The organism is Neobacillus sp. BF23-41 (genome assembly GCF_041106275.1).
Window position 1 is genome coordinate 1 of record NZ_JBGBPR010000022.1, and the last position, 19,660, is coordinate 19,660.

At 33.2% G+C, this 19,660-nt stretch carries 15 protein-coding genes and 1 pseudogene; 5 read left to right on the forward strand and 11 right to left on the reverse strand.

The genetic code is table 11. The annotated features are described in order from the left end of the window. Positions 1-422: 422 nt before the first annotated feature. Both AB7942_RS23635 and dcm read right to left on the reverse strand, forming a co-directional pair. The gene (locus AB7942_RS23635) at positions 423-776 is read right to left on the reverse strand and encodes a hypothetical protein (RefSeq protein ID WP_369448775.1); all 354 of its coding nucleotides are present in this window, start codon (positions 774-776) and stop codon (positions 423-425) included. 483 nt (positions 777-1,259) lie between these two features. Continuing rightward, complete coding sequence (dcm, locus tag AB7942_RS23640) at positions 1,260-2,507, reverse strand: DNA (cytosine-5-)-methyltransferase (RefSeq protein ID WP_369448776.1); 1,248 nt, start codon at positions 2,505-2,507, stop codon at positions 1,260-1,262. Positions 2,508-2,796: 289 nt separating this feature from the next. Here dcm and AB7942_RS23645 point away from each other — a divergent pair, with 289 nt between their 5' ends. Further along, positions 2,797-3,084, forward strand: coding sequence for a MutH/Sau3AI family endonuclease (locus tag AB7942_RS23645; RefSeq protein ID WP_369448777.1), 288 nt, complete (start codon positions 2,797-2,799; stop codon positions 3,082-3,084). A 489-nt stretch (positions 3,085-3,573) separates the two neighbouring features. Here the strand turns inward: AB7942_RS23645 and AB7942_RS23650 are convergent, their stop codons facing one another. The 4 genes from AB7942_RS23650 to AB7942_RS23665 all read right to left on the reverse strand — a co-directional run bounded on the left by AB7942_RS23650 (position 3,574) and on the right by AB7942_RS23665 (position 6,593). Then, positions 3,574-3,768, reverse strand: coding sequence for a hypothetical protein (locus AB7942_RS23650; RefSeq protein ID WP_369448778.1), 195 nt, complete (start codon positions 3,766-3,768; stop codon positions 3,574-3,576). Positions 3,769-3,773: 5 nt separating this feature from the next. Then, entirely contained in the window at positions 3,774-4,013 is a 240-nt protein-coding gene (locus AB7942_RS23655) for a hypothetical protein (protein ID WP_369448779.1), read from the reverse strand. Positions 4,014-4,041: 28 nt separating this feature from the next. After that, on the reverse strand, positions 4,042-4,602 hold the full coding sequence (locus tag AB7942_RS23660; RefSeq protein WP_369448780.1) for a hypothetical protein: 561 nt from the start codon (positions 4,600-4,602) through the stop codon (positions 4,042-4,044). Positions 4,603-5,123: 521 nt separating this feature from the next. After that, entirely contained in the window at positions 5,124-6,593 is a 1,470-nt protein-coding gene (locus AB7942_RS23665) for a MutH/Sau3AI family endonuclease (protein ID WP_369448781.1), read from the reverse strand. 757 nt (positions 6,594-7,350) lie between these two features. Here AB7942_RS23665 and AB7942_RS23670 point away from each other — a divergent pair. From AB7942_RS23670 to AB7942_RS23685, 4 genes are all read left to right on the forward strand, one after another. Next, positions 7,351-8,862: a PDDEXK family nuclease gene (locus AB7942_RS23670; protein WP_369448782.1), complete on the forward strand. Its 1,512-nt coding sequence runs from the start codon at positions 7,351-7,353 to the stop codon at positions 8,860-8,862. A gap of 162 nt (positions 8,863-9,024) precedes the next feature. Beyond that, the gene (locus AB7942_RS23675) at positions 9,025-11,457 is read left to right on the forward strand and encodes a sigma factor-like helix-turn-helix DNA-binding protein (RefSeq protein ID WP_369448783.1); all 2,433 of its coding nucleotides are present in this window, start codon (positions 9,025-9,027) and stop codon (positions 11,455-11,457) included. Between the two features lie 35 nt (positions 11,458-11,492). Then, the gene (locus AB7942_RS23680) at positions 11,493-12,716 is read left to right on the forward strand and encodes a hypothetical protein (protein WP_369448784.1); all 1,224 of its coding nucleotides are present in this window, start codon (positions 11,493-11,495) and stop codon (positions 12,714-12,716) included. Further along, positions 12,697-15,252 carry an SNF2-related protein gene (locus AB7942_RS23685; RefSeq protein WP_483310904.1) on the forward strand — a complete coding sequence of 852 codons (2,556 nt, stop codon included), beginning with the start codon at positions 12,697-12,699 and terminating at the stop codon, positions 15,250-15,252. The genes AB7942_RS23680 and AB7942_RS23685 overlap by 20 nt, the downstream gene beginning before the upstream one ends. A gap of 732 nt (positions 15,253-15,984) precedes the next feature. On the opposite strand, the gene AB7942_RS23690 is transcribed toward AB7942_RS23685, so the two are convergent. The 5 genes and pseudogenes from AB7942_RS23690 to AB7942_RS23715 all read right to left on the reverse strand — a co-directional run bounded on the left by AB7942_RS23690 (position 15,985) and on the right by AB7942_RS23715 (position 19,569). Continuing rightward, the gene (locus AB7942_RS23690; RefSeq protein ID WP_369448786.1) at positions 15,985-17,331 is read right to left on the reverse strand and encodes an RNA-dependent RNA polymerase family protein; all 1,347 of its coding nucleotides are present in this window, start codon (positions 17,329-17,331) and stop codon (positions 15,985-15,987) included. A gap of 39 nt (positions 17,332-17,370) precedes the next feature. Then, positions 17,371-17,893 (reverse strand): annotated as a pseudogene (locus AB7942_RS23695) (DnaB-like helicase C-terminal domain-containing protein). Continuing rightward, on the reverse strand, positions 17,875-18,492 hold the full coding sequence (locus tag AB7942_RS23700) for a DnaB-like helicase N-terminal domain-containing protein (protein ID WP_369448787.1): 618 nt from the start codon (positions 18,490-18,492) through the stop codon (positions 17,875-17,877). The pseudogene AB7942_RS23695 and the gene AB7942_RS23700 overlap by 19 nt, the downstream one beginning before the upstream one ends. A gap of 326 nt (positions 18,493-18,818) precedes the next feature. Next, on the reverse strand, positions 18,819-19,157 hold the full coding sequence (locus AB7942_RS23710; protein WP_369448788.1) for a conserved phage C-terminal domain-containing protein: 339 nt from the start codon (positions 19,155-19,157) through the stop codon (positions 18,819-18,821). Between the two features lie 193 nt (positions 19,158-19,350). Further along, on the reverse strand, positions 19,351-19,569 hold the full coding sequence (locus tag AB7942_RS23715; RefSeq protein WP_369448789.1) for a hypothetical protein: 219 nt from the start codon (positions 19,567-19,569) through the stop codon (positions 19,351-19,353). Positions 19,570-19,660: the final 91 nt, after the last annotated feature.

Consider the following 19,660-nt stretch of genomic DNA (forward strand, 5'->3'; position numbering starts at 1 on the left):
CTGTTCAATACAGAGATCATCTTCTTGAAACTGCCTAGGTCTTTTTTAAAAATGTCCTTTACAACGGGTACACTTTACATTAGGAAGGATTTTTCTTTTTCAATTTAATTATCTTATAAATTAAGTTAATCTTTTCTGGTTCATTTTGAGAGAAAGAATAGGCTGCAATCTACTCCTTGAAATTCTTGTATAGGAGAATAATACCATATCGATATAAAAAGAAGCAGCACCCCTAGAACGCTACTCTCATAAATTTACTTACGCCTACGGATCTAATATACAAAAGGATGGGTTACTTGAAAAATTTTCCACTTATATTACACACTGATAATAAAAGACGGGTTTTATTAATTTCTGTAACCAAGTCGTGAATTCAAACCTATGTGTTTAATCACTAAAGACTCCCAATAGTAAACGAGATCCTAATGTTGCTCATAAAGTGTTCTCAAGCCTGCATTTTCAAACTTCGGCAACTCTACAGCTATTTCTTCTAAAATTTCAAAGTCAGCTTCCTTGCTTAAATCTAGCCATGCGACCTTGTATGTTTCTGAATCAGACTTTACAGTTGCTCCAACTTTTTCATTGAGATAGGATTCAAACTCGCTACCTTCAATTGCATTGATTGAAAATTTATTCTTTCTATCACCACTGTGAAACATTGAGCCAATTGCGAAGTCTTTAAAAAACAATGAAGTGTAACTCGATAATACTTTGTGAGTCAGTTGAGTATTAGGACTTAAATCTACTAAAAATTTAACCTTGTTTGTTCTTGCCATTATAAATTATTCCCCCTTGTATGATAGTGAATTGGTCTATGACTTTAACCAAGATATTACAATACTGATGTCTTGAATTCCGAACTATGTTTAATCCATGAACAGGTTTCCGTTATTCATCAACCAAAGCTTTATATGTTTGTCCAAATTCTGAACTCTTGCTATGAAGAGACAATTTTCATCTGAGATTCACGGATATAAGAATACTCTAGGCTTATAATAGATTCGATATAAATAAAACAGAATTAAACTAGGTGGTGTGAAATGGTTGATTTATTATTTTTTCTTCCCCTTATTAAACCGTAATTTTTTATATTTTCGTAAACTTATTTTCCAATATTATACCAAAATATGAAAACGCTCTGATTAATATTCGGGATAAAAATTATTACCACTATTTAAATAGAAAGTTATAAATAGGTAATAAAAAAACCGGGACACATTTTTAAGTCATCCCGGGCTTTTCGTTTGATAATTTTTAATCTAAACGGGTAAACTCATTTGCTGAGGCTGTTCCTTTAGTGCTTCTAAATCCTCATTTTCAACTTCTAGAATTCTTTTACCCATTCGCTCAATTAAGCCCACAACAAGGGCATTTCCCATGCAGAAATACCTCATCCTATCTGACATGCCTTCTGTCCAATAATCTGGGAAACCATTTAATCGTTCACATTCCACTGGAGTTAAAATTCGAATACGATTCGTTTCAGGATCTAAGACAACGTGACTGCTCCGGTTAATTGTCCCCTCGCTCGTTAACATCGTCCGACCAGGTTTATCAAGAGTCTCAGGGAAAGCCATTCCACCCTCTGAAAAGATATATTTATGCCCAGTTGCTGCAGTACGTTCTATCTTTTTTGGACCCTTTAAATATATAAATTTTTCTTTAGCACTATCGTTTATATAATATTTTTCGCCAACTCCTGATTGAAGGATTTCTCCTAATGTAACAGGTTCTTCAATGACAGGGGTTAACTCTTCTGAATAAACCCTGTTATCCCTCATAATACCTGAGTTATAATATGTTTTAGTAAAATTATCTGAAATATCAACTATGTCTTCTGAAAAGGTAAAGCCATGAAACTTTTTACCTTCATCATCCAATACAGGGAAAGCTTTTGCAAAAAAGCCCTCCGAGCGAAGCATAGTTGAATCTTCTAAATTTGCTTTATTTTGGATAAACTGAATATCATTCCGAACCGCAAAAATAAAGACTCTTCTCCGCCGTTGTGCTTGTCCATACTCTGCAGCATTAATCACACGCCATTCAACTGAATAGCCCAAATCTCGAAAGCTAGCAAGCATAATCGAAAAGTCTCTGCCTCTTTGTTTTGAAGGAGATTTCAATAAACGATCAACATTTTCAAGTAAAATGTATTTGGGGTTTATTTCATTTGCAAGCCTTATAATCTCCCAAAATAGTACTCCCTTTTTTCCTTGAATACCCTTCTCTCCAGAAAGGCTTCGGGCAACTGAATAATCCTGACATGGAAAACCGCCAACAATAATATCTGCATTTAAATCCCTTAAAATCTTTTCACTAACAGAAGTTATATCCTCATTCGAATGAAGTCCTTTTCCTTCGAAGTTTCTAGCGTAACAATCAAAAGCATCTTGTGCCTTTTTAGAGGGTTCCCACTGGTTTCCCCACACTACTTCAAAACCTTCTGTCTTCTCAAGTCCGAGTCGGAAACCCCCCACTCCAGCAAATAATTCTATAACTTTCAACATAACGAACATCCTTTCGGTATTGAATATACCTAAGAAATATTATAATAACAATTGACAAAAAGATCAACCAATAAAATAAGTTCTAATTGGGATAATCAACGAGATTTTACTTACCTTTTTAAAAAAGAATAGATTAGATTATCTTACCACAAATCCATGAGTTTTTCAGTTCCATAATAAGGATGACAAAAAATATCATCAATAAATCTTTATAAATTAATTATATCATAAATAAGAACGATCGTTCTAACTAAATTTTAAACAAACTTTAAAGATGGATGATTGTTTATTGAAAGCTCAGGAACCGGAAGGTAAAACCATTGGAGAAATCAATGTAATAAACAGGCTAAACAATACCAAAGCAAAAGGTGGTCTTGGTCAGGTAATTGAAGAAAGATTCTTTGGTTATACGATTAATTCTGAATCTAGGCAAGACTTTGAGCATTTATGTTTCGAGTTAAAAGTTATTCCGTTTAAACTTAACAAAAATGGTACTATTTCAGCTAAAGAGCTGCTAGTTTTTAATCTGATTAATATAATCCAATTCCTTTATAGAAGTATCAGTCCCTTAGAATGAAAGAGAAGGTGTTGTAAAAGTAATATCTTTTCGGGGCACCTTTTTATTGTGCATAAAAAATAAGAAAATAAAAAGCTGCTCAAAAGAGCGTCATAAAACGACCTTTTGAGACAGCATCTTTACGGTTATATACTCACCTTATCGAAATACTGATTATCTAATTCCTTCAATAATCGAGATGGTTCGCCATGAGAATAAAGCTGCAAATACGTATATGCTCTTGTAATGGAAACATAAAATAATCTTCGCTAAGCGCAGGATCTTCAACAGGTACAGCTTCAGTACGTCAGTCAGGAGCAGTTACCCGAACTTCACTACCACGGCCTCGTCGATTGGCATCAAGATAACCATCCCCCGCTGCCAGCAATCCCACGAATCAAGACTTCATTTCCTTTAAAATTAACAATATCTTGCTGTTGTTTTTTTAGTGTATGATTAAAGCTCTTGCCCATATACTTGAATCAACCTCTCTACTATAATACGAACCTCTTATGGCCAATCATCATCATCGTCATCTAATTTGATGTTCCCTGATTTTAATAATTCCTTAGCCGATACCAGTAATCCTTTATCCTTAATCTCTTTTACTGCTATCAAGGTAATTTCCTCCACAATCGATAAGGGCTGCACCGTTTCCTCTAATGTACGCCAACTTCGCTGCGACAGTTTTCCATACTTGTACATTCATACTAATTTTTCTTCACCGCATATACTCCTGCTGAGCAATAATAAAGATGGGGACAGAAGCGGCAATTATATCCAGGATTGGCATCCAGTGTGGCTGCCATTTCTGGTGATGGATTTTTTGAGTTCTTCATGATGTCTTCTTTCTTTTTCATGACTTCCTCGAAAAGTTTTATTCTATCTTCTTTCTTCAAGCCAGGAAACTGAAAGTTCTTACGCGTTTCACTTACTGAAACATTCTCCATGAATTACATCTTGTCTTTCTTGCCTACGTCAGGCATATCCAATACTTGTTTGTGCAAGCGCATTTTTCTTGAATTCAGTCCACTGCGGGAACAATTCACTAACAAGCTTTATGACCTTATCATCGGCTTGCAGAGTATACCGTTTTACTAGCTTTACTATCTCAGTGAAAATGAACTGATGAATAAACTCATCGAAAAAGACCGGATATCGGCCTAGTACATATCCGTAATAAAAACGGCGCTGACATAACTGGTATTCGGCAAGAATATCCTCGTATTTCAGTTCATCAAAAGCTGATCTTAACTCGTCTTCATCAGTAGTATGGCACGCAAAATCAAAAGGATTTTCATTGATATGACCAAGTTCCTTGGAATCAAATTTATGATTTACTACGTTTAAACCGAGCTGATGGACATATACTGTCGTTTGTAATTCAACGCGATTAAGGAAATTTCGAATCCAAGATTGCTCTAGTTGTTCGTTTGGTAAAAACTCTAAAGCGATAAAAAGTAAATATCTCGAAATTTGCTTGATAGATCTGTTTCGTAATTCATTCAGTTCAGGGACCCGATGTCTTTCACTTAACAAGGTGAGGGTCTCATCCTGTAATGGCCACGGAGTACTAAACTCACTAAGCGGTAAACCTTGTTCATCTAGGCCAGTTAAATAAACCTTTTTAATATTCTTTTTAAATGCCTCCCCATCCACTTCGATGAATGGTTTAATAAAAGCATCCTCTTCATCTGAAAACTTGCCGCTAAAATAAAACGAAATCGCCTGACCGATATCTTCTTATAAGAATAAACGCTCATCCTCAATTTGTGAGATTTTATCATTTAATTTATTTATTAACCGCTTTTCTTCTTTTTGTAAAATAGTATGGTTAATTGGATTATGTTTTCTCATCAAATCTGCAAGACGTGAGAAATGCTCTTTGATCGAAATCGTATCACTAGAAAGAACAAAAGCTTTGTTGCCATATCTTCTAACAAAATGACAAAAGTACGGAGTTGTTTAATCACCATGACATCGAATGAGAGGTAGGAAAACTTTGTAAACGGGCTGCGAATACTTTCAATAACCCGATTATCTCCTTCCCCAGCAATATATCAAATAAAATCTATTTCATTTAGCATGGTGACTAAAGTTTTTCCTTTTATCCAAAAATTCTGATTATACATATGAATCCCATTAATTACCAATGGTTTTTTATTTGAATCTTCACCTGAGCCTCTAACAAAAAAATCATGATCTTTCGATTTTGGAAAATTAATAGTAGTCCTCAATTTTCCTGTTTTATTTATGATGGAACGACCGTGTTTATCATATTCTGGAGATTCTTTTAATTGATTGTTATTAATTAATTCTCTAACCTCATTCCAAACTTTCCTTACATCATTTTCTATTACATGATCTTGAAAAATTAATCGTTTAAATCCCAAAAATTTATTCCTAAGTAAACTAGAAGAAACTGACCATTCTTCAAATAGAATGCACAAAAAATGCTGATTAGTAAAATAATTAAATACAAAAGAATCCTCAAACTCAATTTTCTCATCTGTCCATTCGGTAAAATCGATAGTAAATAATTTCGTATCCTCTGTTCTGGTCCCCTGTTTGGTTTGAGTGACCGTTTTCGGTATAATTCCTATTTTATTAAACAATTCAATCTTACTGATTTTTTTTACTTTTGCACCAAACATTTTTACAACTAATTGTTCAGAAATAGACTTATGTACATCCCCTGTTTTAGCTTTATTAACAGGAATATCTAGCTCCAACATCAGTTGTAAAATCGTTTTTCCACGATATAATTCTGTTAAGTTATGTAATTTTTCATCTAATTCTTTAAAGGTAGAATAATTAGTAGTTAGTTTTTCAAACTTTTCGCCAAAATGTTTTTGGACAATCGTTGAAACGATTGTTCTTTTTAACCGAAATCTTGGTCTATTAGGCCATTTAGGAGCAATATCAATAAACATTAAGTCTTTTCTTAATTCAGAAGAAATCCTATGATACTCATTTTCCGGTATGTCATAACTCTCTTGTAATTCCTTTATAAAGTTTCTTACGATAGACCAGTCATTTTTCAAGATATCCTTATCTTTCTCGGAAAAACGATAAAATTGATAGTCCACAATCACAAAATTTGCATAATCGATTGCTGTAACTGTTTCATTAGAAGCATAGTGGTAATAAACCAACAGCATATTTTCGAGTTTATGCCAAAAATGAGATGTGTCGAAATGTTCATTTGATATGTTTTGGGGAGAAACGGCAGTGATAGACATGGGCTCTTTCGCCTCAATTGGATGTTTACTTTTCTTTTTTGGTTTTCTTATACCTGTTGTTTTTAACTCTACTTCCTTACCATCAACTAATAAATCTGGCCTTTGTTTAGAGTCCGGTGGATACCCGAGTACAGACTGTTCAATCACATTTCCTACAATACCTGTGATTTTCGGATTTGTTTTTGCTCGTTCAAAAACATTATTTCTATCTACCTCCCCTAATGTTTTGCCAACAACATTTTTAAAAATAGTTTCTAACTGTTTTTTTGAAAAAACATGTCCTTCCATAAATAACACTCCCTTAGGTCCTATTTAATTGTCAAATATTAAATAGCAATTCTTTTCGATGAATCCCTCCTACCACACGCAGATAGAGGGGAGTTTATTTGATTTATTGAATAATCAATTTCACTTTCCAAAGAATGTTCAAGCAACGCATAAAAAATTCTACATACATGCCACTAATCACAATTGTTTGATTGCGGAATTGACAATATCAACAACATAATAATCCCCATGGAACGCTCCTACTTCCTGCGGGATGGTTTATTTCTGGGTAGCAGCTCCCTTCCCTGGAGAATCGAACTAATCAATTGCTCCCCCATTTCTTGGCTAGTGCATGGGAATTAGGACATATGGAAAGGATGTTGAACGGACGACTGTTCCACCAGGCCCCGACTTTACCTTTCCAGATGTGATACACTTCAAAATAGGATTTCCCATTTGCCAGCTGCAATTGGGTCGAACAGTTCTGACCGCGTCCATTTTATTCATGATGGTGGGAATTCCTCTGGATCTAGTGAAGAGATGTCAAATCGATGATTTTGACTCTCTGGAAGTGCGAATATATTGAGATATAGACATATTTCTTTACTCTATTTTTAAAATCTTCCTGCCTGTAATCTTTATTTATATTCGTAATATAAAGAAAAAAGATTAACTATTTTTATCTAATATCCCAATTATTTTAACTTCATTACTTAAAATATAAACTAGTGTATAATTAATCTAAAACATATTATTCTATATTAAAGGAGATTTTATTATGCAAAATAACATACCAATCACTTCTTCACTTGATACATTTATTAATAAAAATGTATTCGATGTAGGTAATATGGTAGATATAAATATAAATTTATTAAGTAATAAACTTTCCATCACCACTTTAGTAAACGCAATGTTTAAATACATTAATATTGATATTAAAAGTTTAAAAAAAGATTTAAATTTAACTATAAAAACCGTTCGTTTAAACGAAAAGGGAATTCCTAAAGAAGCTATGTCATTCGAACAAATTCAATTTCATAAATTAGTGAATGAAGAATGGGGTAACAGTTTTGTAAAAGAAAAGTTTAGCAATACAACGTTTTTATTTGTTGTTTTTCAATATGTTGGCCGAAATCTCTATTTTAGAGGGCTTAAATTATGGAAAATGCCTGAAGAAACACTAAATAATGACTTATATGCATTTTGGTCCTTATTAAAACAAAAAGTTCAAAATGGTGTAATATTAACTCAAGTAACTAAAGGCACTAAATTAATTACACAAAATAATTTACCTTCTTTAAAGGAATCTAAAGTGATGCACGTTCGTCCTAAAGCTCAAAACGCTGATGATACTGTGGAATTACCTGATGGCCAGTTTATTACGAAGCAATGTTACTGGTTTAATGCAACTTACGTAAAAAAAATTTTATCTGATATGCCTTCTTTAAACATTGATTCCAATCAAATAAATAATCAAATTTTTTCAAATTATGATTATAAAAAAGTTAGTCCACTACTCTCAAATGACATTTACACAATCGACCATTATATTAAACTAACTCAAACGATTTTCCCAAGTTTCAATGCCTTTGATTTAGTAGAATCAGAACTTAAAAATATTGGTTACAACTTATTTCCCCCATTTATATTAAAGAATACCTTTACCAGCCTTGATTATTATTTTACCGGTGAGATTTTAAAGGATCGTTATTTCACCTTACCTAATGATGATGTATGGGTAAGTGCATTTGTTCAACGTAAATTAGAGAATATGGAAAACAGCTATTCTATTTTTAAGATTGATGGTAATACCTACTTAACTCGAGTAGCCCTCGAAAAAGCGAGCATAAAAAGTGAAATGTTAATCACTTATAGAGAAGCGGTTGAAGATTTTGTACAAAAAGGACAATATTTTACACTAACTTCTTTAAAAGAACAAGGCTTCCATCACACTATTGAAGATTTCGGTTTTGAACCGATGTTTTATGAATCACTTTTAAAAAGACCAGGTCGTTTAAAAAATTTGAAACTATGTGGCCATCTGATTTTCATTAAGACTCCCCTAGCTATCAATCTATCACTATTTCTAAAGTCTTTATATAAAGATGAGCAAACTTATTTATCCATCGATAATATTATTGAAATAGTAAATGAAACATACTCTATAATGTTAGATTTCAATACATTAAACAAACTACTTAAATCAAATAATATTGACCAATATTATTCCGAACCATTGCACTTACTATTTTTAACTAAAAATGACTATTTAGCTTATATTCAATAACAAAGATCGCCTACAATTTGTTAGGCGATCTTTTTAGGTAAAGGAATGTATATTAGCTATTTTTTGATTTTCATATTGTTTTTTATTTTTTTTTAGTTTAGTATTAAATAAGTTGATTTTCTAAAGGTAATGCTATTATTAAGAAATGAGGTGATTCATTTAATGTATGATATTAATGCTGTTAATAAACACAGTTTATATAATCTCATTCTAGATGACAGACATCGAATATCTTTACAAACTATCGATATGTTAGTGAAAAAACTCCATCTTACATCTAAAGATTTTTTAGAGAATACATCTTATCTTGAAGAAACACTAACTAAAAAAAAATCTTTAATCCTTAAAATTAAAGCTGCATTAGACGAAATGCCTCCCGAAAAACTGAATCGGGTTACAGTAAAATTTCTAGCAATTACTGGATTATCTGAGCACAATATTAATTTGCTTATATCATTAGGTATAGAGTATGAAGATTTAAAAAAAATTACTTTGCAGGATTTTTTAAACGTCTCACCAAATAGTCGTCCTTCAACATACAAGCGTGTTATGAATGCCTATAATGCTCTTGAATCAATAATCAATCCTTCACACATTACAAGAATACCTGAAAAGAAAATAGAACCTAACGTCTTAATTCAGAGTTACATTGATTCTCTCGAACCTGGTGAATTCTTCAATTTCGAGCAACTATCAGATGCTATACCTGACATAACTAAAGAAATCTTTTATGATTTTGTCAAAAAAAGCTTACTTTTTTCTAAAGGTTTATGGTACAGAAAAAAGTATAAAAGCATCCGCGATTATTTAGCCTACTCTAACTTGAAAAATAGAGATGTATTGGTTGCAAGAATTATAGAAAACAAAACGCTACAAGAAATTTCTGACGATTTAAATATTTCCCGTCAGGCTGTTGCATTGAGAGAAAAAGCTGCGTTAAAGATAATTACTTATACAGAAGAAGATATATTGTATAGGGATTTATTTAAACAATTCAATATTACTAGAGAATTGTTTTGTGACTTAACAGGTGAACCAAATTCAGTTTATAACTACTTAACTCTTCGTTACAAAAAAGGTACTAAGGATCTTTTAGAAAATATTAATAAATTCTCATTTACTGACAAACAAATGCAGGTAATTCTACGACATAATAACGGATTCATGAATCATAAAAATGAGTTTACCCACTTGAACAAATTAGCGGTTTTCGATGATGTATTATTTTATTTTGGACGTAACACTACTAACAGTGAAGTCCTTTTTCCGAAATACAACGAATACATCATTAAGCACAACTTAAATATCGATCTAGCTGAAACTCTTGAGTCATTACGAGGGATGCATGAAAGAAGCAGATATGCTCTTCACGATCGCAGTCAAAATTTTCGTTATTTTGATATTGATCAACTGACTGAAGGAGAATTTGATCGATTAAAAGAATTAGTGGATTTACCTACAGGCATTTATAGTATGTACAAAATATATGAAGAGAATATTGATTTTATGCGAGAAATAGATATTCGTAATGCAAATGAACTGCATAATCTTTACCGAACTTTTATCAAGATTAAAAATGTTTCGTACAATCGAATGCCGGAATTTACAGTAGGTAATATTGAGAAAAAAGATTTTATTATTCACCTTTTTCACGAACAGGCACCTATTCACATTGATGATTTTGTCGACTATGTCTACAATGTTTACTACCTTCGGAAAAATTCCTTAAAAAGTTTCATCCAGGCGAATCTTTTTGAATATGTAAGCGAAGAGATTATACAAGTTAAATATGAAGAAGTAAGTGAAGAAGAAATGGCTTATATGCGTTCTGTTTTAATAGCAGATATTTATACAATAGAAGAAATTATTGAACAAGGCTCTAAGAAAATTAAGGATTTTCAAGATCGAATAATAAATAATATGTTACTTAACAAGCTAGGCTATAGCATCAGGGGTCAATATATCTTGAAAAATGATTACAAAAATGCTGAAAGATATTTCATCGACTCGATTCTCTCAAAAGATTATTATGTTAACGAAAGATTGCCTATAAATCACACACAAGTTTTTAGGAAAGTAATCTATGACCTTGAAAGAAGCCTTGATTTATTAAAAGTCGAAAAAGATATGTATATCACATCGGGAATGATAGAAAAAGCGGGCATTCAGAAATCATTAATTATCGACTTTCAAAATCAAGTACGAGAGTTCGCAGGAGAAGAACAATATTTTTCTATAGCTTTTCTCAAAAACAAAGGTTTTAATCATGAGTTATTTGACATAGGATTTGAAAGCATCTTTTACGATCGAATTTTGTGGGCCGATTCAGAAATTAGAACTATCACTCTAGCATCTGGATACATATTTAAAATCCAAGATGATGATGTATCACTTGTAGACTTTTTAAAATGGCTTATTCAAAAATTCGATTCAATCGATGGCTATGATTTGATTGATTACATCATACATGAATACAGCATTAAAGTAGATTTTCAGAAAGCAATTACTCTATTACAAAACACTGATGTTTACTACTCTCCCGACTTATCAAAATTCTTTTGCGACAAAGAATCGTTCTTCGAGGAGATATATTAATAATATCTATATCAATCAGAAAAGAGGAATTACACATGACAACAACTACTATATCGTTAAAAGAATTAATAGACAAAAAAATTATCCAAGAAACGGATGCAACACGCAAATTAACAATCCAAGGCAAAACAGAAAATCATAAGGTATACCGCATTCCAGTAGAAGTGCTTCACTATAACAACAAAAATGGTCGTATTATTAGCTCTATTAACCGTTATGAATCAGAAGGAAACGTACTGGATTTTTCGGATAAAGAAGCTTATAACAAAATCTTAGAAGCATATATCATCGATTCAAACGAAACAGCATTAAAAGGAACAAAAGAAAACATTAAGTTATTTGGTCAACGCTTACCAGGTGTTGTATTAAATGATGGTCGAGTAATTGACGGAAATAGACGTTTCACATGTATTCGGTTACTGAATAGAGAAGGACATAATTTTTATTTTGAAGCAGTTATTTTAGACCAAGGTGACGGCTTAACAGATACTGATATTAAGCGTTTAGAGTTAAACTTACAACATGCTGAAGAGCGTCCAGTGGATTACGACCCAATCGACAACTTAGTAGAAGTATTTTCAGTTATTGTTCAAGACAAATTATTTACGGTAGAAGATTATGCTTTTAACACAAACAAGAGGAAATCAGAAGTCGAAAAAATGGTGAAAAAAGCGACATTAATGGTTGAGTTCCTTAAGTTTATAAATGCTGAAGGAAAGTACTATGTAGCTCGTGATTTAAACTTAGATGGTCCATTACAAGAAATCATGTCAATTTTAAATAAAGAAGACGCATCTGATGAAGCTGAGTATTTACGTATTCGTAATGCTTTATTTGCAGCATTAGCCATCCCACATCGTGGTGATACTACTCGTTATATTCGTGATATCGGTAAAAACATTTTACGTGCAGGTAACCGTGAAGAGTTTTTAGAAGAATACGAAGAAATTGTTGAAGATGTTTATGAAACTTTCCATGAGGAAGAAAATGTAACCAAAGAAGTAATCCGCCAAGTCAATGCTGAATTACCGTCTAAAAAGAAATCAGAGTCCCTTATCGAAGACAAAATCGCCGAAACAATAATTTCAAATATCCAAGGGCAGCCGGTTGAATCCCTAAAACGCGCCATTACAGCTCTAGATTCTATTGATACAGATCAAATCTCTCGTATAGATGCCGCTTCTAAACAAGAATTTAAATCTTTAATGGATAATATTAACTCTACAATTCAGTTGTTCGGTGAAAAGCTTGGTATTTAAGGAGATTCCTTTAAAACCTTCTTATTATACGACCACATCCAACATTGTGAATGAGTTTTATAACCCGGTACTACAGATAGCAACATCCTATGATCGAGTAAGTGGTTACTTTAGCTCTAAAGCCCTCGCAGCATATGCTAAGGGCTTAAAGGGCCTCATTCATAATGGCGGAAAAATGCGGCTTATTATTTCTCAAGATATTAGTGAAGAAGATTTTGATTTAATTAAGAAGGGCTACGATTTACGTGAACAACTGATTAATAATTTATTATCAAAAATAAATGAGGAACTCACAACTGATGAACAAATTAATTTTCACAATCTTGCTCATTTAATCGCAAGAGGTAAAGTTGATATTAAGATTGGCTTTAAAACTTCTGGAATATTCCATTCAAAATTTGGCCTATGTGAAGATGCAGAAGGAAATTTAATATACTTTACTGGCTCTAATAATGAAACTCAAGCAGCAATCGAAAATAACTTTGAATCCTTTGATATAACAACATCATGGTTAGCCTCTGAATTCGATCAGATCAAGATAGTTCATGCACGCCAAGAATTCGACGTGCTTTGGGAGAATAAAGCTCAAATGAAGCAAGTCTATGTCAAAGAAATCAATGAAGTAATCAAGCAAAAAATCATGTCATTCGATAAAGGGAGGCTCATCTTGAATCCAGAAATGTTAACAGAGGATGCGTTAATTTTATCTATTAATGATGGTCAACTTTTTTTAGAAGATACACTTACATCCTATACTATTAAACCAACTGATTACGCTCTACAAAAACTAGTACCCTATTTAAATGGCGAATATCCTAATTTTAAATCCGATTTAACATATATCGAGATGAAGGATATCATTAAAATACTGGACCGATTAGCTAATCGAAAAAAATTCAACTTTATAGTTAGCCATGAATTAACAGCTTTTTTAGAACAACAGGCATACTGGATTGAGGAACGGTCTAAATATGCGATTTTGTTAAAATCTCAAGATAAACAGATTTTAGATCGTTTTGATGAATTCCAGCAAATCGTCAGTAATGAATTGCATCGTCCATTGCGTGAAATGCAGATGTGGAGTGCCTTTTACATGCAACAAATGAAAAAGGCAGCAAATTTCTCTGTTCCTGGGGCTGGTAAAACATCAATGATTTATGGTGTTTTTGCTTACTTGAACTCTCCTAAAATCAATGCTGTAGAACGAATTGTTATGATTGGTCCAAAGAACTCTTTCCTCTCCTGGAAACTTGAGTTTGCAGAGAACTTTGGTGATAAAAAAGCACTTCGACTACTAGATATACATGATGAAGAAGCACCTGCTATACAACTTGAAATAAATAGTTTGAACAAAAATCTTATTTTAATTAACTACGAGTCACTTCAAAAATATGAAAAAATCCTAATGGATATAATTGATGAGCGTACAATACTTATATTCGACGAAGTACACAAAATCAAGGGCGTACGTAGTAAACGTGCACAGGTTGCGAAAAAAATTGCAGAGAAGCCACTTTATAAATACGTTTTAACAGGGACACCTATTCCTAATACTTATGAAGATATCTACAACTTTTTAAATATTTTATATACAGATGAGTATAAGAAATTCTTCAACTTCAAAATTAACGATTTGAAAAATCCAGACGTCTTAAAAAGCCAAAAAATCAATGACAAGATATATCCATTTTTCTGGAGGACAACTAAAACAGAACTTAATGTTCCACCAGCAAATCCAGATGATATTATCATGGTGCCTGCTAATCATTTAGAACAGGATATTATTAATTTACTATACAAAAAGTACGCAGGTAATCCACTACACTTATATATTCGTCTTATCCAAGCATCTGCTAATCCAGAGCTACTATTAAAAGCCATCAATCGTGTTGAAATGTACGGCGAAGATAACCAAACAATTTGGTTCAATAATTTTGATGAAGACGAAATTGTATTTACAAATGAGGAAATAGAAACTATCAAGCAAATATCAACAACTTCTAAATATAAAGCTGCAGTGGACCTAGCTGTCGACCTGCACAATGAAGGAAAAACAGCACTATTTTGGTGCATGTTCGTTAATACGATTGATAAAGTATACGCAGACTTATCAGCTAAAGGTGTTAAAGCAGCTGTAATTTATGGTAGTACACCACAACAAGAACGTGAGGAAATTATTGAAGCCTTCAAACGACAAGAAATTGAGGTTTTAATTACAAATCCGCATACATTAGCTGAGTCTGTCTCCTTACATCGTAATTGTCATGATGCTATTTATTTAGAGTATTCATTTAACCTTACACACATGCTACAATCTCGTGACCGTATTCACCGACTTGGGTTACAAGATACTGATTATACCAAGTACTATTACTTCATGCTTGAAGGCCAAGAAGGAGAAAGAAATACAATTGATGAACGTATTTATGACCGTTTAAGAGAAAAAGAACAACGAATGCTGGATGCAATCGAAAGAGGTATTCTAGAACCTGATCCAGAAGTTGATTATGCGGAGATTTTAGAATTATTTAAATAGATTATCAAAAACAGCCGATAACTTTCATGCTTATCGGCTGTTTGATTAGTCTCTTAACTTTACATACATAATAAGAATGTCGCCCATCTATTTTCATTGAATTATTTTTATTATTCTCGATTGAATGTCTTACCTATTTTGTCCGTAACCCATTTTTCATTTGGTTTACTTGCACTATAATCACGATCAAGGAGATTGAATGCTATCACTTCACTTTCCCCTTGTTAATTCCATTTTCTTTTCGGTTTTACTTTACATTGCAAATGATGTTTTTGCATAATTCTTTGCACGGTATTTCAATTAAGTGCAATCCTATATTGACGTTTTAGAATGGCTTTAATTTTCTAGTGTCCATACAATAATTGGTCGATTTACAAATTCCAATGATTAAATCCTCATGTTCATTTCTCCATTTATTTACCATTTCATCCATGTTTTAATTTGAGATGTATTCTTAATACCAAACTATCCATAATCTCTTTGTTGGATAATTTACTTTCAATTTTATCTCCGCCCATTTTGACTCGCGATGAATATACGTTTTTGCCCACACAAAAACACCTCCGATAAATGTACTAATTACACTGTAACATTTAGGAAGTGTTTTATATTGTCTACTTTTCTTAGGTTAGTCCCTAAGTAAAACAGATTTTTTGTTTCATCGATCAACTTTTTCGGAATCATATCAAATGCCTCTACTAGTATATGTGGGAGAATAAATTATTCTTGCTGTCAGCCTTTTATCCTTTTTCCAATTTCATACCAATGTCTTTTTAATTGATTGTTAATTTCGCTATTTAATAGCCCGCTATTACTATAAAGTTCATGAGCTTTTCTAGCGTAAGTTAAAAAATTTCCATTTTTATTTTTATAATATTTACGATCTCCTATATAAGTGTAAATATTAAACAATTTCCTCCTTATTATTTTCTCCTTGTCAGAGCCCTTTCGTTTATGACGTAAAACTGTTCTCGCCTTTTTATAAGCTCTCGAATAATATTTAAACACGCTTTTATCTCGTATTCTAATCTTTACTCCATCAAAACTAAAACCTAAATAGTTAAATAGGTATCGATTAGTGTTGTCCATGGATTTAATCACTGGCTTGACTTTTCTATCAAAAATATAACTTTCAGTTTTATCAGGGTGCAATTCAAGTTTAGGAATCATTCCAGTACGATCAAATATATGCTCTTTATGTGTGGGTATTTCTACTTCATCACAGATTGGGATTATTATTATAAAGTCGTCACAGTATCGCCTGTACATTCCTTTTTTACTAGTGACATAATTATTAATATTTTTATCAAAATCCATCATATATATGTTTGAATATACTGAGCTAATAGAAGAACCTTGAGGTATTCCAAAACTATCTTCATTTTTCCTTAAAAACATTTGTTTTATTTGTTGGAATTCTTTAGTTTCAAAGAATTTTATTTTGCCATCTTTTTTAATTTCTTTACTCGATTTTGAATAGTAAGCTTCAATATCACTTAAATTAATGTAAGAATACTTTGTAACATTTTTATAAACAGCATAATGATCATCCGGAAGGCTATTTAACTTAAAAATATTTAATAGCTGTTTTTTTAAGTAAGCATGATCGAGATTATCAAAAAAGTTGGTAAAATCTCCAAGAAAAATGAATGCTTTATCCTGTTTTGCAATAAATTCAAATGCTTCTTTAGCAAAATGAATATTATTTTTCCCCTTAAAATTATTCCGGTATGCTGTTACTACTCTATTTATCCCTAGCATTTTGACATGAAGATTATACATATTATTTAATAAATCACCATAATGCTGATAAATAAAACGATCAATATGAGCAGCATATTTAATCTTTCGAACTTTGCTCTTTTTTTCTTTTATTTCTATTTTATTTCCCTTTTCAAATTCTTTTTTCTTTAAAACATATTTTATAAATTTTATTTCAAAATGAATAAAAGGATAAAATCCATGAGATTTTATCTCTATTGGATTGGTAATGTAGTTATGTAGATTAATATTATATTTTTTCTTGGTATCGAAATGGATATAATATTTATTTTTATATTTATTTTTATATTTTTTCATAATAGTCTCCTAATAGAGCTTACTGGACTAGACTGGTAGCTATCTACTTTCCCTTAAGTCAGGCAGGATCGGCCGTTTGTCTTGGCGGCTTTCCACACCACGGCTCAGCTGTGAGAGGGCAATAACGTCGACTTTCAGTTCCCTCGTCATTGTTTTTAACAATCTGCTTATTTCACTAATCTCCTTGGCGGTTACTTTTGCATTTCGGATCCCCTGTAATCAGCTGCAGATAATCAATCACCACAAGGATCCGTTTGTTCTGGTCGTACTCGCGGCGAATCTTCCGAAGCTTTGACCAAATATAGTGGACATCCATCCCTGCCCGGTCAAATAAATGTAAATTGACTTTCGCTAACGTTCCAATCGAATCGGTCAAATGCTGCCAATCTTCCTCTTGAAATTCCCTTTTCGGATTTTTCAGTTTGAGACTGTCAATCCTCCCCGTAAAACCAGCGATTCGTTTAAATAGCTGTTTCTTTGACATTTCCAGGGAGAAGACCACACTCACATCATGAAAGGCCGCATGGAGCGCCATATTCAAAGCTAATGCCGTTTTCCCCATACTTGGACGTGCCCCATAATCACTAAATTTGATTCTTGAAACCCGCCAGTTAGCCGGTCCAAGTGAGTAAAGCCAGAAGGAATCCCGACAATATCGCCCAAATCCTTCTCGCAGTCTTCGAATAAATTCACAAACGATGGGGTAATATCGCCGTTATCTTCATTGGTTTGATCCTCCTCTACTGCCATTAATTCGGAAATCCCTTCACTTAAGGTCTTGGTGATATTTGCTTCGAATGCACACTCGATGATTTTTTCGGCAATCTGTATGGCCTTTCCTTTCTGGTCATATTCCCTGACTACTTTTTCGTAGGAATGAAAGTTGGCTAGTGAGGGGACTTTGCCCGCTAATTGGTAAAAATAACTAGCTCCGCCAAATGAACTAATATTATCATCGCCCACCTCTTCCATCAGTGTGATGAGATCAACCGGCTTTCCTTTTTCATCTAAACTACGGATGGCTGAATAAATTTGTCTCAGTTCCCTGGTATATAGTTGCTCGGGACGAATGGTGCATTCTTTGACCAAGTGTTGATTTAAGAATAATGCGCCAACCAATGCTTCTTCTTCGCTTTTATTAAATGGTTCAAGCTTGTGCACCACTTGCCCCCTTTGTAATCCCCAAAATAGTTCTCATTTTCGCTAACTCTCGTTGAACAACCGTTCCACTCGCTGGCATCAACTTGGAGGTTGACATCCGTGTTTCCTCCAAATTTGGAACCATCTTCGTATCGTTCGCGTGTGCTATTAGTTCAGCTAATTTAGGAGGGTAGGAGGAATTCTTCACAAAGGTATATAGATTTCCTTGGATTTCGGCTAAGGTGTAATCCTTCAGTACTTCATGCCACAGGTTCACTTTTTCCTGATTTACTTAAAGCTGATTATAAAAAACGGCTATTTTAATTAATAAGTCAAATGTTTCTCGCTTAAACATCTAAATCAAAATCCTCCTCGCTCAAGGTTTTCTTGTAGGATTTCTGGTTGAGGTAGGATTCAAATTTACTTCCAAATAGGGTTGTGGGCCTAAGGTATTTGCTCATCCGAGGGTTACTTAGCCATTCGGTTGTCTTCGAATCAATCGCCTTTTTAAAATCCTCGACGGTAAACACTTCGTTTAATCGGGCCTTGATCAATTCTTGGGTTTTATATGTACTAGGTTTGTAGTCCATCCTGGTCTTTTCATTCAGGTAGTGGATAATCTCGACAACAGGAGTTTGTTTCTTTGTAGTAATCTCTGCAGTACTCTCTGGTATCGCTTGGTTCAAACTGGTCTGTTCAATGGGTCCACCTGAACTATTGACTGGCTCAATTTGAATAGGCAGGTTGTCAATTTGACCTAATCGTTATTCACTCTGTGATTCTTCTAGTACTGCTAGTTTCACATAGTCAATCGTATACCACTTCGTTTGGTCAAGTATCACTTTATTCCAATTCCCTGAGATTAAATAACCCTGACGTTCAAGACGTCCGCTTGATGGTACTCACCGACCAAAAGGGCAGCTGCTTCTGCCAATCCAAATAGGTGTTATAAACCCACCGTTTCCCCTTAATCACATGCTTGCTAATCGATAGCCAAAAATGAGTCTGTTGAAGGACCACCGCCTCATTTAGGCCAATCTTTACCGCCAACGACGGGATAATCATGACAGGATTTTCTTTTATTAACAACTTGCTCATTCCAACCTCTCCTTTTTATTATCATGTTCGGAAATGTGATACCCTCGATTGGGTCATCTGCTTCTCACCTTCTATATAGAAATAAACAGTG